The 13,044-nt window shown below is 68.6% G+C and carries 11 protein-coding genes and 1 tRNA gene; 2 read left to right on the top strand and 10 right to left on the bottom strand.

Annotated features, from left to right (window positions below; all coding sequences use genetic code 11):
• Nucleotides 1-19 precede the first annotated feature (19 nt).
• Nucleotides 20-478: a DUF2752 domain-containing protein gene (locus ACFXK0_RS26890; RefSeq protein WP_379413712.1), complete on the bottom strand. Its 459-nt coding sequence runs from the start codon at nucleotides 476-478 to the stop codon at nucleotides 20-22.
• A gap of 207 nt (nucleotides 479-685) precedes the next feature.
• Between ACFXK0_RS26890 and ACFXK0_RS26885 the strand changes: the two genes are divergently transcribed.
• Entirely contained in the window at nucleotides 686-1,774 is a 1,089-nt protein-coding gene (locus ACFXK0_RS26885) for an alpha/beta fold hydrolase (RefSeq protein ID WP_379413710.1), read from the top strand.
• A gap of 93 nt (nucleotides 1,775-1,867) precedes the next feature.
• Here ACFXK0_RS26885 and ACFXK0_RS26880 read toward each other — a convergent pair whose 3' ends face one another.
• The 6 genes from ACFXK0_RS26880 to ACFXK0_RS26855 all read right to left on the bottom strand — a co-directional run bounded on the left by ACFXK0_RS26880 (nucleotide 1,868) and on the right by ACFXK0_RS26855 (nucleotide 8,929).
• Nucleotides 1,868-3,229 (bottom strand): alpha/beta hydrolase family protein, encoded by a 1,362-nt coding sequence (locus ACFXK0_RS26880; RefSeq protein ID WP_379413708.1) that lies wholly within the window; start codon nucleotides 3,227-3,229, stop codon nucleotides 1,868-1,870.
• Between the two features lie 8 nt (nucleotides 3,230-3,237).
• Nucleotides 3,238-3,822, bottom strand: coding sequence for an ArsR/SmtB family transcription factor (locus ACFXK0_RS26875; protein WP_379413706.1), 585 nt, complete (start codon nucleotides 3,820-3,822; stop codon nucleotides 3,238-3,240).
• 107 nt (nucleotides 3,823-3,929) lie between these two features.
• Nucleotides 3,930-4,005, bottom strand: a tRNA-Thr gene (locus ACFXK0_RS26870).
• A 217-nt stretch (nucleotides 4,006-4,222) separates the two neighbouring features.
• On the bottom strand, nucleotides 4,223-5,422 hold the full coding sequence (locus ACFXK0_RS26865; RefSeq protein WP_379413705.1) for a DNA polymerase III subunit delta': 1,200 nt from the start codon (nucleotides 5,420-5,422) through the stop codon (nucleotides 4,223-4,225).
• A 138-nt stretch (nucleotides 5,423-5,560) separates the two neighbouring features.
• On the bottom strand, nucleotides 5,561-8,431 hold the full coding sequence (gene topA, locus ACFXK0_RS26860) for a type I DNA topoisomerase (RefSeq protein WP_379413747.1): 2,871 nt from the start codon (nucleotides 8,429-8,431) through the stop codon (nucleotides 5,561-5,563).
• A 291-nt stretch (nucleotides 8,432-8,722) separates the two neighbouring features.
• Nucleotides 8,723-8,929: a cold-shock protein gene (locus tag ACFXK0_RS26855; protein ID WP_019044597.1), complete on the bottom strand. Its 207-nt coding sequence runs from the start codon at nucleotides 8,927-8,929 to the stop codon at nucleotides 8,723-8,725.
• A gap of 434 nt (nucleotides 8,930-9,363) precedes the next feature.
• Here ACFXK0_RS26855 and ACFXK0_RS26850 point away from each other — a divergent pair, with 434 nt between their 5' ends.
• Complete coding sequence (locus ACFXK0_RS26850; protein ID WP_379413703.1) at nucleotides 9,364-11,754, top strand: DEAD/DEAH box helicase; 2,391 nt, start codon at nucleotides 9,364-9,366, stop codon at nucleotides 11,752-11,754.
• A 300-nt stretch (nucleotides 11,755-12,054) separates the two neighbouring features.
• Here the strand turns inward: ACFXK0_RS26850 and ACFXK0_RS26845 are convergent, their stop codons facing one another.
• Genes ACFXK0_RS26845 through ACFXK0_RS26835 form a run of 3 tightly spaced genes read right to left on the bottom strand, consistent with a single transcriptional unit; the run spans nucleotide 12,055 to nucleotide 13,030 of the window.
• Nucleotides 12,055-12,408, bottom strand: a complete 354-nt coding sequence (locus ACFXK0_RS26845; RefSeq protein WP_379413701.1) for an Rv3654c family TadE-like protein — start codon at nucleotides 12,406-12,408, stop codon at nucleotides 12,055-12,057.
• Between the two features lie 56 nt (nucleotides 12,409-12,464).
• Complete coding sequence (locus tag ACFXK0_RS26840; protein ID WP_379413699.1) at nucleotides 12,465-12,779, bottom strand: TadE family type IV pilus minor pilin; 315 nt, start codon at nucleotides 12,777-12,779, stop codon at nucleotides 12,465-12,467.
• Between the two features lie 41 nt (nucleotides 12,780-12,820).
• Nucleotides 12,821-13,030 carry a DUF4244 domain-containing protein gene (locus ACFXK0_RS26835; protein WP_375932937.1) on the bottom strand — a complete coding sequence of 70 codons (210 nt, stop codon included), beginning with the start codon at nucleotides 13,028-13,030 and terminating at the stop codon, nucleotides 12,821-12,823.
• Nucleotides 13,031-13,044 lie beyond the last annotated feature (14 nt).

Below are 13,044 nucleotides of genomic sequence, written 5' to 3'. Positions count from 1 at the left end.
GGCGGCCGGGATTCCAGTATCAGACGGGGGTGAACCAGGTGCCCCACGGCGTGTTGCGCAACACGGAGTAGACGGCGAGCAGGCCGAAGAATGTCCACACCGCCGGCGCGGGCAGCCCCGGCAGCCGCCAGCTCAGGCCGCGCCGGGCGCGCAGGGTCCAGTCGAGGACGAACGCCGCGAACGCCACCACCAGCGCCACGGCGAGCAGGTTGCTGTGCAGCGCGTCGACGATCCGGCCGTCGGTGAGATTGTGGATCGCCCGCATCCCGCCGCAGCCCGGGCAGTACACCCCGAGCAGCGCGTAGGACGGGCACACACCATAGGAACCCTGGACGTGTGGGTCGCGCAGGTGCAGCAGCGCCAGCGTGCCGATGCCGAGACCGGCGGTGATCAGCGGTGGCGCCAGCCGCCGCCAGAGTGGACGCGCGTCCTCGGTCTCCTGCCCGGAGATTGCCGCCGTGACGTGCGAGATGTCCACGCTCCTACGGTAGCGGGGGCGGATCCGGGCCGCCAGCCGCGTGACAATTCACGCCACGCCGTAACTTTCCGGCGATTTCGTGCGATTTCACAGTGTCCGAGCGCTCCAGGACACACTCCGCAACAAATGAGACACTCTGACCCGCTAACACTAGCTAGCACGCGCGCTTGCACGGTACGGTGGCCTACGACACAAAGGAGTGCCGACATGCTTGCGAAGTCGATGATGACGCTCGCGGCAGCGCGAAACCTGGTCTCGAACGTAGAGACCGGCGCCCTGACCGCCCCGTTCCGCGCCGGACTGCGGAATCGCAGTTTCGCCACGGCGAGGCTCAACACCCCCGCCGTCGCCCCCCGGGTCGTTCCGGTCCACACCGCCGACGGCGCGGACCTGCGGGTGCACGTCTACGGTCCCGATACCGCCCCCACCCTGGTGCTCATCCACGGCTGGGCGTGCAGCATCGAATACTGGAACCCGCAGATCAGCGCCTTCGCCGGCGAGTACCGCGTGGTCAGCTACGACCAGCGCGGCCACGGCGAGTCCACCCTCGGCACCGTCGCCCCCAGCGAGCACACCCTCGCCGACGACCTCACCGCCGTCCTCGACGCGACGCTGCGTCCCGGCGAGCAGGCCGTCCTGGCCGGGCACAGCATGGGCGGCCTCACCATCCAGGCTTGGGCCAAGCATTACCCCGAGCAGGTCGCCGAACGGGCTTCCGCGGTACTGCTGGCCAATACCGCCAATGCCGATATCCGCTGGGAAACCGACATGCTGCCGGTGCTGAACAAGCAGCTCACCGTCGGCCAATACCCGGTCACCGTGCTCGGCGCGCCGGTGCGCATGCCGCAGCCGATCAGCGAGTCGCTGCTGTTCGCGCCGCTGCCGATCCCCGGCGGCTGGCTCACCGAGCAGATCTTCCGCTACCGCATCGTCACCCCGGAGGCCACCGCCGACGAGGTCGATTTCGCGATCGGCATCATCCGCTCCTGCCGCCCGCTCGCGCGCGGCCGCCACGCCGCCGCGATGGCCGACATGGACCTGTCTCAGGGCACCGCCAACCTCAATGTCCCCACCACCGTGATCGCCGGCGCCCAGGACCGGCTGCTCCCGCAGCGCCTGTCCCGCCCGCTCATCGACACCCTCCGCCGCACCGGCCACCTCGCGGACTTCCACATCCTCCCGCACGGCCACCTCGGCAATATCGAAGACACCGCCGCCTTCGACGCCATCCTGCGCCAGATCCTGCGCTCCGCCAAGAACTCTCGGGCCACCCGCCGCAACGTCGCCGCCCGCTGACCCGAGTCCGTTCCTTCCGAGTCCGGTCAACGTCGCCCGGCTCGGAAGCAACTCGAGACAAGGCCTCGCCTCCCCGGCGGGGCCTTTTCGCGTTCACGGCACCAGCAGTCCCCAGTACAGCGCCCAGACCACGAAGCCAACGCCGCCACCGACCAGCACCGCCCACCGCACCCGCGCGGCCGTACCCACACCCGCCAGGGTGGAGCGCGCGCCGGCGACGACGAATCCCAGGGCGAGCACCGCGACGACAGCCACCACCTGCAACCCCAGCCAGGGCAGCGTCCGCCCGAACACCAAGGGACCGAAGTCGGTGGCCCGCGAGGTGAGCAGATAGCCGAGCAGCACGACCGCGCCGACGACGCCGACCAGTCCCGCGCCCACCAGGATTCGCGCGGGCAGCCCACCGCGCAGCCGCCACGCGGCGACCCACCCGGTCAACGCGTAACCACTCAGCGCCGCGATCACGACGAACAGCAGCACCAGCTGCACCACCGCCGCCTCCCACCACGCGACAGGTTCCAGCTCACGCAGCGCATGCGCTTGCACCGCGGGATCATCCGCTGACGGCTTGTCCGCTGTTCCCGGAAGCCCGTTCACCCACGTGCCCATGAGCTCCGCGTAACCAGGGACCAGCCCCGGCAGCTTGTCGAAACCGTCGGTGGTCGGCTGACCGCCGTGCTGGGCGTTCGGCAGTGTGCGCAGCGTGTAGTTCGTCTTGCCGACCCGCTCGAAGGTCCGCTGGAATTCGCGCAAGCTGTCACCCGGCGGGGTGAGCCGGTCCTGGTCACCCCAGATGGCCAGGACCGGCTGATCGATCCGCTCCAGGACCGGAATCGGGTCGTAGCCGGCCTGGGCGAACTGCCCGGCCCCGACGAGCTGGCGAATAGCGTTGCGGGCCAGGACATCTGCCATCGATCCACGAATCCCCGAGGCTGCCAGCCTGGTCTCGTTCGCCCAGTTCTGCTGCGCCGACGGCGTGGCCGAGTTCGCGGCGACGGTGATCAGGAACGCCGCGTCACCCGATCGCGACGCGGCCAGTGGCGCCACCCAGCCGCCCTCGGACAGCCCCCAGATCCCGACCCTGGCCGGGTCGACCTCGGGCCGCGCCCGCAGGGCCGCGAGGGCGGACAGCACGTCATCGGCGAGCAGCGAATAGTCCCGGTGCGCCGGGGTGTACCCCTCGGTGCGCTTGGCGTAGCGCAGCGCGACCACACCCTGCTCGGCGAACGCGGCCGCGACCACGTCGTAGTGGTCACCGGTGCCGTCCCCCGACCCGTGGACCAGCACGACACCCGGTTTGCCGGTGGCGCCGGGCGGCGCGTACACCGTGCCTGTCGTCGTGGTGCCGTCGCCGCGCTGGAAGGTGATCTCGGTCGTGGCCGGCTGCGCGTGCGCCGCCGGAATTCCGGTGACAGCGGCGATCAGCAAGACCAGCAGGATGATTCGACGAAGCACGATGGGCCTTACTCTGCGGTGTTCATACCGGGTGCCGGAAAGGCGAGAAAACGGGTCAGCACGCGACGCGCACCGGGCCGATCCCGCTGATGGGTGGCCTGAAACCGCTTGAGCAGCACCATGTACTCCTCGAAGAACGCCTCCAGTTCCGCCGGCGTCGCGTAGATCGCCCCCCGCGAGAACGGCATCATGTCCGCCCACTCCCCCAGCTCCCCCCGCTCGGCCCTGAACTGCTCGAACGCCGCCACATCCTCGGCGATGTGCTGCTCGACCAGCCCCTCCAGCAGCCCACGCACCTCCGGCGACCCCGCCCGATCCATCCGATACCGCAGATCCTTCGCCGGCGACCGCCACCACCGCTCCTTCCCCTTCCCCAGCTCCGGCGCCTCCTCGACGAACCCGTACTCCGCCAGCCGCCGCAGGTGATAACTCGTAGCCCCCGAGTTCTCCCCCAGCACCTCCCCCAACCCCGTAGCGGTGGCGGGCCCCCGCTCCGCCAGCACTCGCAGAATCCGCTGCCGCAACGGATGCGCCAACGCCCGCAACGCCGCCGGATCACCAATCTCCCGAGCCCCCGGAACCTCATCCACCATAGTTACAAACTACTCTTTGCACAGATCCCTATGCAAACACTTCTTTGCACATAGCGAACGCGAAACACCGCAGGCCCTCCCCGGAATCCGGGAAGGGCCTGCGATCGTGGAGCCGCCTGGGGGAATCGAACCCCCGACCTTTTCATTACGAGTGAAGCGCTCTACCGACTGAGCTAAGGCGGCGTGCCTATCGGCGGTGCGAGTCTATCGCCTCGCGGTCAGAACGCGAAAACTGCAGGTCGTTGTCGTCAGCAGGTGGGGGGCGAAGGGGTAGCAGGTCGGCTGCGTCGTCGGTGATGGCGCGGTGGAACCCCCGCTGCGCACATCCCCTGATCGCATGTCGGAAGTATGACGCCCGGGTCCGACATGTTCCGCGCCTTCGCGAAGACCGCCCGGGCAGTCAGGTAGAGCGGGCGGCGAGGAGGGTGGCGACCATGGCGGCTACCGCGAAGCGGGGTTTGACGTTGAGGTCGAGGGCTTCCCGGCAGGCCAGGACGGCGTCGATGCTGCGGAGCAGGCCCTCGGGGCGGACCTTGGCGGCGAGGTCGGTGATCTCGCCGGCCATGTCGGGATGGGTGAGCGTGATGGTGGCGCCGCGGCCGGCGAAGCGCAGGGCGAGGGCGTCGCGGTACATGCCCGCGACGTCGATGAGGGCGCGGTCGAGGGCATCGCGGCCGGTGCGGGTGGCGCGGGATTTCTGGCGACGTTCCAGGTCTTTGATAACGCCGGCCGAACCGCGGGTGGCCGAGGCTGCGCCCTTGCCGGTGCCGCCCGCGCCCAGGGCGGTGGCGAGTTCATCGCGTTCGCGGTCGTCGCGTTCGGCGCTCATCTGTTTGGCTTCGTCGTCGGCCGATTTCACCAGTTCGTCGGCGGCGGCGTAGGCGGCGCCGGGGCGTTCGGTGGCAGTGACCAGGGCCAAGGCGCGCTTGCGGCGTGCGCGGGCGTCGTCGTCGGTGGCCAGGCGGCGGGCCCGGCCGACATGTCCGCCGCTGACCGAAGCCGCCCAATTAGCGGTCTTCGCATCGAGCCGATCCTGTTCGCGCAGCACCTGCGCGATCGCGGGCACCGACGGGGTCACCAGGTGCACATGCCTGCACCGTGAACGCAAGGTGACCGAGATGTCCTCGGGGTCGACCGTGGGCGCGCACAGCAGGAACACGGTCCGGTCCGGCGGCTCCTCCACCACTTTGAGCAGCGCGTTGGCGGCGCCCTCGGTGAGCCGGTCGGCGTCCTCGACGACCACGACCTGCCAGCGCCCGGTACTCGGCCGGCGTGCGGCGATCTGCACGATCGCGCGCATCTCCTTGGTGCTGATGCTCAGCCCCTCGGGCACGATGCGCCGCACGTCACCGTGCGTCCCCGCCATCGTCGTGGTGCACGCATGACATTCCCCGCACCCGACCCGCTCCGGATCGGTGCACTGCAATGCCGCGGCGAAGCACAGCGCCGCCACCGATCGGCCCGATCCAGGCGGCCCGGTGAACAGCCACGAATGCGTCATCGCCCCGGTCACGACCCCGGCCCGCGCCACCGTCGCCGCAGCGGTCAGCTCCGCCTCGACCACGCCCTGGCCGACCAGTCGATCGAAGACACCTGCCACGCCGAACACCCTAGCCGCGCCCCCCGACACCCCCGAATCCCCACCTGGAAGCTGGACCGTTGATCACTAGGCCTTCAGGGATTTCGCCTCTCGGCCGTTGTCTCCCTCATGGCCTGGTGATCAACCGTCCAAGTGCGGTCAGGCCTCTTCGGTGCCGGTGGCTTTCGTCGGGGCCTTCTTGGCCGCGGTCTTCTTGGCGGGTGCCTTCTTGGCGGCGGTCTTGGTCGCCGTTTTGGTGGCGGTCTTCTTGGCCGCGGCCTTCTTCGCCGGCGCCTTCTTGGCCGCCTTCTTCGCGGGCGTCTTCTTCGCGGCCTTCTTCACCGGACCGCGTGCCCGGCGATCGGCGAGCAGTTCGGAGGCGCGCGCGTCGGTGATGGACTCGACCTCGTCGCCCTTGCGCAGGCTCGCGTTGGTCTCGCCGTCGGTGACGTACGGACCGAAGCGGCCGTCCTTGATCACCATCGGCCGGTCGGTGGCCGAGTCGTTGCCCAGTTCCCGCAACGGTGCCGCGGCGGCTGCCTGCCTGCCGCGCCGCTTGGGCTCGGCATAGAGCTTGAGCGCCTCGTCGAGGGTGACGGTGAACAGCTGATCCTCGGTCGCCAGCGAGCGGGAGTCGGTGCCCTTCTTCAGATACGGGCCGTAGCGGCCGTTCTGCGCGGTGATCTCCTCACCCGAGGCGGGATCGGCGCCGACCACGCGGGGCAGCGACAGCAGCTTCAGCGCGTCGTCGAGGGTGATCGTCGCCAGGTCCATCGACTTGAACAGCGACCCGGTGCGCGGCTTGACCTCGGCCGCCTTCTTGGTGGTCTTCTTCGCCGGCGTCGCGGCCGGGTCGGGGGCGGGCGGCTCGGGCAGCACCTCGGTGACGTACGGGCCGAAACGTCCTTCCTTGGCGACGATTTCGTGCCCCGACACCGGATCGATGCCGAGCGAACGCCCCTCCTGCGGAGTGGAGAACAGCTTCTCGGCGACCTCGGGCGTCAGCTCGTCGGGCGGCAGATCGTCGGGCAGGTTCGCCCGCTGCGAGACCGGATCACCTTGCGGGTCATCGGGATTGACGACCATCCGCTCGAGATAGGGACCGAAGCGACCGACCCGGACCACGACATCGCGACCCTCCTCGTCGACGAACATCTTGATCGAGTTCACTTCACGGGCGTCGATGTCGTCGAGCTGCTCGCCGACCATCTTCTTGAGCCCGCCGGAACGCGCGACCGAACCCTCAGCACCGTGATCGCCACCGAAATAGAAGCTGGACAACCAGTTTCCACGCTGTTCGCGACCACCGGCGATGGCGTCGAGGTCGTCCTCCATCGCGGCGGTGAAGTCGAAATCGACCAGCCGGCCGAAGTACGCCTCGAGCAGACCGACCACCGCGAACGCCACCCACGACGGCACCAGCGCGCTGCCGCGCTTGTAGACGTAACCGCGGTCGAGAATGGTCTTGATGATCGAGGAATAGGTGGACGGGCGGCCGATGCCGAGCTCTTCGAGCGTCTTGATCAGCGAGGCTTCGGTGTAGCGGGCAGGTGGGTTGGTGCTGTGGCCGTCGGGGGTGAGCTCGACGGCGGTGACGCCCTGGCCCTCCGCCAGCGCGGGCAGGCGCGATTCGGCGTCGTCGGACTGGCCGCCCGCCTCCTCGTCGACACTCTCGACGTAGGCCTTGAGGAAGCCGGGGAAGGTGATCGTGCGGCCCGAGGAGGAGAACACGCACTCCTCGCCGGTCCGGGCGGTGCCGGTGATCCGCAGCGTCAGCGTGGTGCCACGCGCGTCGGCCATCTGTGAGGCGACGGTGCGCTGCCAGATCAGCTCGTAGAGCTTGAACTCGTCCTGGTCGACCTTGGCGGCCAGCTGGCCGGGGGTCATGAAGGTGTCACCCGAGGGACGGATCGCCTCGTGTGCTTCCTGCGCGTTCTTGACCTTGCGGGTGTACTGGCGTGGCGACGGCGAGACGAATTCCGCGCCGTAGAGCTGGGTGGCCTGCGAACGCGCCGCCGCGATCGCCGACTCCGACAGCGTGGTCGAGTCGGTACGCATGTAGGTGATGTAGCCGTTTTCGTAGAGCCGCTGGGCGACCCGCATAGTGCGCTCGGAGGTGAAACGCAGCTTGCGTCCGGCCTCCTGCTGCAACGTCGAGGTCATGAATGGCGGATACGGCTTGCGCGTGTAGGGCTTGGCCTCGGCGGAGGACACGACCAGGTCGGCGCCGTCGAGTGCCTCGGCGAGCCGGCGCGCGTAGGTCTCGTCCAGCACGACGACACCGGAGGCCGACTTGAGCTGTCCGTCGGACCCGAAGTCGCGGCCGGAGGCGACGCGGTCGCCCTGGACCTGCACCAGCCGCGCGCCGAAAGTGCGGGGGTTGGTCGAATCGGCGGACTCGTCGACGCCGGCATCGAGCTTGGCGGCGATATCCCAGTACTCCGCGGAGCGGAACGCCATGCGCTCACGCTCACGCCGGACGATCACCCGGGTGGCCACCGACTGCACGCGACCGGCCGAGAGCCGGGGCATGACCTTCTTCCACAGCACCGGACTGACCTCGTAGCCGTAGAGGCGGTCGAGGATGCGGCGGGTTTCCTGCGCGTCGACCAGATCGTTGTCGAGTTCGCGCGTGTCGGCGGCGGCGGCGAGGATGGCCGGCTCGGTGATCTCGTGGAAGACCATCCGGCGGACCGGGACCTTCGGCTTGAGCGTCTCCAGCAGGTGCCAGGCGATCGCCTCGCCCTCGCGGTCGGGGTCGGTGGCGAGATAGAGCTCGTCGGCGTCGGCCAGCAGGCTCTTGAGTTCGGAGACCTTGGCCTTCTTGTCCGGGCTGACGACATAGATCGGTTCGAAGTCGTGGTCGACATCGACACCGAGGCGCGCCCAGGACTGGCCCTTGTATTTGGCGGGCACATCGGCCGCGCCGCGCGGAAGGTCGCGGATGTGACCCACCGAGGCCTCGACCGTGTAGTTGCGGCCCAGGTAGGGCGCGATCTTGCGGGCCTTCGTCGGGGACTCGACGATCACGAGACGACGCAGGGGACGCCCCTGGTCGGCTGAACTGCGGTCTCGTGTTGCCACCGGCGAACACCTTCCTTCTAGATCCGCGCGTCGGGATGTCCGCTCGGTGCGCGGCTGGGGCAGACGGCGCGACGTTCGGACATCGCCACCAGTGACGTTTATACCCTGCGCACCTGGGTAGCCGTGTCGACCAGGCTACGAAGACACCCGAAAGTCATACGCATCGGGCCCGGAAAACGGCTCGTCCCCCACCTCCGAAGACGGAGGTGGGGGACGGGCGTTGATGGGTTTCGCAGCTCAGGAGAGCGCGCGAACGCCGGTGGCCTGCGGGCCCTTGGTGCCCTGGCCGACCTCGAACTCGACCTTCTGGTTCTCCTCGAGGGTACGGAAGCCCGTGCCCTGGATCTCCGAGTAGTGGACGAAGACGTCAGCGGAGCCGTCCTCGGGCGCGATGAAGCCGAACCCCTTCTCCGCGTTGAACCACTTCACAGTTCCCTGTGCCATTCTGTTCCTTCTCTTTCTTACCGGAACGGCGGACAACTGGGTTCGTCCACCGGGCCCGTTCCGACCGCTGTACCGTTGGTCCCCCTGCAAGGAAATCCTGAGCACGGCGTTCGCAACATCGATCCTGCTGATGGTTTGGACCTTCGATCCGTCCCTCGAACACAGAAGCTTGCGACCGAGACCCAGTGAACCATGTCTTTGAGCAATTCGACAGCCGAGTTACCGACAATTTGCAAAATTCTTGATCTTGCGAATGTGCAGGTAAGGGACACAATGGGTGAATCCGTACTTTGAGTCTGTTTGCTTCATGATAACCGGGCGAGCTTCCAGCAAACCCGCTGTGACCCAGGTCGCTATTGGGTTACGAAATCGCAGGTAGCGGTCTCGACACACACACGTTTCACACTTCCCGTGTCGCGGGAGAGAGGTCTGGGATGAATCCGACAGACCGGACCGAGCTCCGGGAGGCCGAATCGAGCCGCAGCTACGGTCGATCGTTGCTGAATCGTGTCCTCCTGGACGCGGCAGGCGACGACAGCCCGCTGACCCATGCCGCTGAGCTCCCCGCACAGCGCGCCCGCACCACCGACTGGCCGGAGTGGGTGCCATCGGAGCTGGTCACAGCGTTGCGCGCGAGCGGGATCGAGCGGCCGTGGGCACACCAGACCCGCACCGCCGAGCTCGCGGCCGCCGGCGAGCACGTCGTCGTGAGCACCGGGACCGCCTCCGGGAAATCTCTCGGCTACCAATTGCCGGTACTCACCGCCCTACACGAGGATCCGCGCGCCACCGCGCTCTATCTGTCGCCCACCAAGGCGCTCGGCGCCGATCAGCTGCGCGCCGTCGGCGGCCTGATCCACGACAATCCCCTGCGTGAGACCCATCCGGCGAGCTACGACGGTGATACACCCGCCGAGGTCAGGCAGTGGGTCAGGGCCAATGCGCGGTGGATCTTCACCAATCCCGACATGCTGCACGTCGGCATCCTGCGCTCACATCAGCGCTGGGCCAGGGTGCTACGCAACCTCCGCTACATCGTGGTCGACGAGTGCCACGCCTACCGGGGCGTGTTCGGTTCGCATGTCGCACTGGTGTTGCGCAGACTCCGCCGTATCGCCCGTTTCTACGGCGCGGACCCGGTGTTCGTCCTGTGCTCGGCGACCAGCGCCGACCCGGCCGCCGCGGCGAGCAGGCTGATCGGCGCGGCGGTCACCGCCGTCACCGCGGACGCCTCACCGCGGGGCGCGCGGACCGTCGCGCTGTGGGAACCGCCCCTGAGCAAGGCCATGACCGGGGAGAACGGCGCGCCGGTACGACGCACCGCGACCAGCGAGGCCGCCAAGATCATGGCGAGCCTGGTGGCCGAGGGCGCGCGCACACTGACCTTTGTCCGCTCCCGGCGCGGCGCCGAGCTGATCGCGCTCGATGCCCGGCGGGTGCTCGCCGAAACCGCCCCTGAACTGCAGGAACGGATAGCGGCCTACCGTGCGGGCTACCTGGCCGAGGACCGCAGGGAGCTGGAACAGTCGTTGTCGCGGGGCGAGCTGCTCGGCGCGGCCAGTACCAACGCACTCGAACTCGGCGTCGATATCGCCGGGCTGGACGCCGTCGTCATCGCCGGTTTCCCCGGCACGGTCGCCTCGTTCTGGCAGCAGGCCGGGCGGGCGGGCCGACGGGTGCAGGGGTCACTCGTCGTGCTGGTCGCCACCGACGATCCGCTCGACACCTACCTGGTAAACCACCCGGAGGCGCTGCTCGACCGGCCGATCGAGGCCACCATCACCGACCCGTACAACCCCTATGTGCTCGGTCCCCAATTACTGTGTGCCGCGCTGGAACTCCCCCTTTCCGAGGCCGAGGTGGCCGAACTGCAGGCCGGCGAAGTGCTCGCTGACCTGGCCGAACAGGGCCTCATCCGGCGCAGGCCCGGTCTGCGCGGGCAGGCCGCGCGCTGGCATGTCACCGCGCACAGTCAGCCGCACGACGCCGTCGACGTCCGCGGCGGTCTCGGTGCGCCGATCGCCATCGTCGACGCCGAAACCGGGCGGCTGCTCGGCACCGCCGATGCCGGTCGTGCGCCGGCGACCCTGCACGACGGGGCCGTTCACCTGCATCAGGGTGAAACCTACCTGGTCGACGAGCTCGATCTCGACGGCGGCGTCGCCTTCGTCAACGAGGTGGATCCCGGCTTCACCACCAGTGCACGGCAGGTCACCTCCCTCCGCATCGAAGCGGTGCTGGACGAGCGGGCCCACGGTGCGGTCACCGCGGCATTTGCGCAGGTCGCGGTGACCAATCAGGTCGTCGGCTACCTACGCACGCTGGTCACCGGCGAGGTACTCGACCAGGTGGAACTCGACCTGCCCGCGCACACTCTGCACACCAAGGCCGTCCTCTATACCGTGACGCCCGTGCTGCTGGCCGCCGCGGACATCACCGACGACCAGCTCCCCGGTGCACTGCATGCCGCCGAGCATGCGGCGATCGGCATGTTGCCCCTGGTCGCGGGTTGCGACCGCTGGGACATCGGTGGTGTCTCCATCGCCGAACATCCCGACACCGGTGCGCCGACGGTGTTCGTCTACGACGGGCAACCCGGCGGTGCCGGCTTCGCCGAGCGGGGATACGCCCAGCTCGAGGCCTGGTTGGCGGCCACTCTCAGCGTGATCGGGAGCTGTGGTTGCCAGCACGGCTGCCCGTCCTGCGTGCAGTCGCCCAAGTGCGGCAACGGCAACAACCCGCTCGACAAGGACGCCGCGGGCCGCCTGCTGAGCGCCGTTCTGCGCGAACTACGCGCCGCCACACCAGGGCCCGCCGTCCCGTGATGCCGCCGTCCCGGTGACGTGACAACCGCTACACCTCGCCAGCCGATTACTGGTCGGCTGACCGAATTTGCGTTGACCAGCAACGACGGACCTGCGGCTGATCAACCGGAGAATAAAAAGGACGACTCTTCTGTTAACTGACCCATTGCCCACCGGTACGCGCGAGTAACCAAGACCATTCTTTTCATTTTTTTCTCGGCCGTCTCAAAGAATGCGCAGGGAATGGCACCAGCGGTATTCCATTGAATTTCGTAATAGTTCGGTCCGGAACAACCACCGACCAGTGTCTATCCTTCCGCGTCACCCACTCTCGTCCACCGGACCGGCGCGAGCCGACGCCACGACAGTGCGCACACCGAACACTCCGAACGACACATTCGCCTCCACTCCGACCACCACATCCCACTGCTGGACCACGCACCGCCGCACCCCCACCCCCATCCGCCCGGCGACCACACCGGCCTCCGCGCACCCCGCCTCCGCACCCTCCACCAACAGCCCCGCCGCGGCCAGCGCCCCGAGATCCGCCGCCGCCTGCGCCCGATGCCGAGCCACCACCACCGCCCCGACCTGACCCACCAGCACCGTCAGACAGATCAGCCCGGCCAGCGCGATACAGGCGAACGCCGTCGCCCCACCCCCGTCACCACGCACCCGACTCCCCCACCTACAGGCGTCCCCCGCAACCCACCCCTCCCCGCTGACCGGCGTCACTTCCGCACTCCCGGCTCTGCGACGGCCACTGCTCGAGCCTGTAGGTGCAGGCCGGGTAGCAGCGGGGTTGTGGCCGTGACGGTGGCGACGACCTGGGCGCCTTCGGTACGGAGGTCGATGGTCGCGCCGGGTGGGGCAACGGATTTTCCGGCGGACAGGGCGTGGGTGGTGTCGCCGCGGGCGGCGAGGCGGGCGGCTTCCCGGGCGGCGTCGACACAGCGGACCTGGGTGGAGGCGGCCAGTAAGGCGCCGATGCAAAGGGTGACGGCGCAGACCAGGGCGGCCAGGGCGATGGCGGCCTCGACCGTCACCGCACCTGCGTCACCTGCGAGAGTTCTTGCGCCGCTGCGGTTTACACGCTGGTGTTGAGCGCCTTGTCGATGATCTGGGTCAAGGCGTTGACGATGCTGTCGCCAGTCACCACCCCGTACAGCACCGCGCCGAAGGCCGCCGCCGCAATCGTGCCGATCGCGTATTCTGCCGTGCTCATACCGTCGTCGTCGATCAGCAGACGGGTGAGCCTGGTGCGCGCTCCTATATATACGGTGCGAACGAACGTCATCGTGATCCCCTCTC

Source organism: Nocardia sp. NPDC059177 (genome assembly GCF_042755165.1).
Lineage (GTDB): Bacteria > Actinomycetota > Actinomycetes > Mycobacteriales > Mycobacteriaceae > Nocardia.
The sequence above is the reverse complement of the archived record's forward strand: the minus strand, read 5'-3'. Positions and strand labels throughout refer to the sequence as shown.